This is a genomic window from Cognaticolwellia mytili, from assembly GCF_002104475.1.
GTDB lineage: Bacteria > Pseudomonadota > Gammaproteobacteria > Enterobacterales > Alteromonadaceae > Cognaticolwellia > Cognaticolwellia mytili.
This window is the reverse complement of the sequence record NZ_NBOF01000009.1, coordinates 1-1856: the sequence shown is the minus strand read 5'-3', so window position 1 is coordinate 1856 and position 1856 is coordinate 1. Positions and strand designations below refer to the sequence as shown.

General features: G+C 49.1%; 1 rRNA gene. It reads right to left on the bottom strand.

Annotated features, from left to right (window positions below):
- Window positions 1-30: 30 nt before the first annotated feature.
- A 16S ribosomal RNA gene (locus B7C41_RS19815) occupies window positions 31-1571 on the bottom strand.
- Window positions 1572-1856: the final 285 nt, after the last annotated feature.

The following is a 1856-nucleotide window of genomic DNA, read 5'->3' as shown; positions in this document are numbered from 1 at the left end:
CGGTTTCCATTAAGCTGTTTTACTTCAAGATAAGGAGGTGATCCAACCCCAGGTTCCCCTAGGGTTACCTTGTTACGACTTCACCCCAGTCATGAATCACAAAGTGGTGACCGTCCTCCCGAAGGTTAAACTAGCCACTTCTTTTGCAACCCACTCCCATGGTGTGACGGGCGGTGTGTACAAGGCCCGGGAACGTATTCACCGTAGCATTCTGATCTACGATTACTAGCGATTCCGACTTCATGGAGTCGAGTTGCAGACTCCAATCCGGACTACGACAAGCTTTGTGGGATTCGCTCCACCTCGCGGTATTGCTGCCCTCTGTACTTGCCATTGTAGCACGTGTGTAGCCCATCCCGTAAGGGCCATGATGACTTGACGTCGTCCCCACCTTCCTCCGGTTTATCACCGGCAGTCTCCTTAGAGTTCTCGCCATTACGCGCTAGCAAATAAGGATAGGGGTTGCGCTCGTTGCGGGACTTAACCCAACATTTCACAACACGAGCTGACGACAGCCATGCAGCACCTGTCACAGAGTTCCCGAAGGCACACGTCTATCTCTAGTCGCTTCTCTGGATGTCAAGGGATGGTAAGGTTCTTCGCGTTGCATCGAATTAAACCACATGCTCCACCGCTTGTGCGGGCCCCCGTCAATTCATTTGAGTTTTAACCTTGCGGCCGTACTCCCCAGGCGGTCAACTTAGCGCGTTAGCTACGCCACCCACAGATCAAGTCTACAGACGGCTAGTTGACATCGTTTACGGCGTGGACTACCAGGGTATCTAATCCTGTTTGCTCCCCACGCTTTCGTGCCTCAGTGTCAGTATTTGTCCAGGTAGCCGCCTTCGCCACTGATGTTCCTTCCAATCTCTACGCATTTCACCGCTACACTGGAAATTCCACTACCCTCTACAATACTCTAGCTTGCCAGTTCAAAATGCAGTTCCCAGGTTGAGCCCGGGGCTTTCACATCTTGCTTAACAAACCACCTACGCACGCTTTACGCCCAGTAATTCCGATTAACGCTTGCACCCCTCGTATTACCGCGGCTGCTGGCACGAAGTTAGCCGGTGCTTCTTCTGCGAGTAACGTCACAGCTAGCATTTATTAAATACTAACCTTTCCTCCTCGCTGAAAGTGCTTTACAACCCGAAGGCCTTCTTCACACACGCGGCATGGCTGCATCAGGCTTTCGCCCATTGTGCAATATTCCCCACTGCTGCCTCCCGTAGGAGTCTGGGCCGTGTCTCAGTCCCAGTGTGGCTGATCATCCTCTCAAACCAGCTAGAGATCGTCGCCTTGGTAAGCCATTACCTTACCAACTAGCTAATCTCACTTGGGCTAATCTATGAGCGAGAGGTCCGAAGATCCCCCCCTTTGGTCCGTAGACATTATGCGGTATTAGCAGTCGTTTCCAACTGTTGTCCCCCACTCAAAGGCATATTCCCAAGCATTACTCACCCGTCCGCCGCTCGTCAGCAGATAGCAAGCTATCTCTGTTACCGCTCGACTTGCATGTGTTAAGCCTGCCGCCAGCGTTCAATCTGAGCCATGATCAAACTCTTCAATTAAAAATCGTTTGTGCATCAACAAGTGATGCTGCTCAATGAATTCTGTCGTGTTACTAACCGAAGTTAATAACTACATAAAACGTATCATTCAAACTCGAAAGCCTAAATGGTACTAATTTTGTGTGACATCATATTAAGCTGTTTTTTTTGTTATCCGAGGATAACTATGTAAAATCAACGTTAATGTGAGTGTCCACACAAATTGCATGATAACTAATTGTTAAAGAACGTTAACTCGATGAGTTAACCGAAACAAAATCTCATTCGCTTTGTTTCGTTGCTACA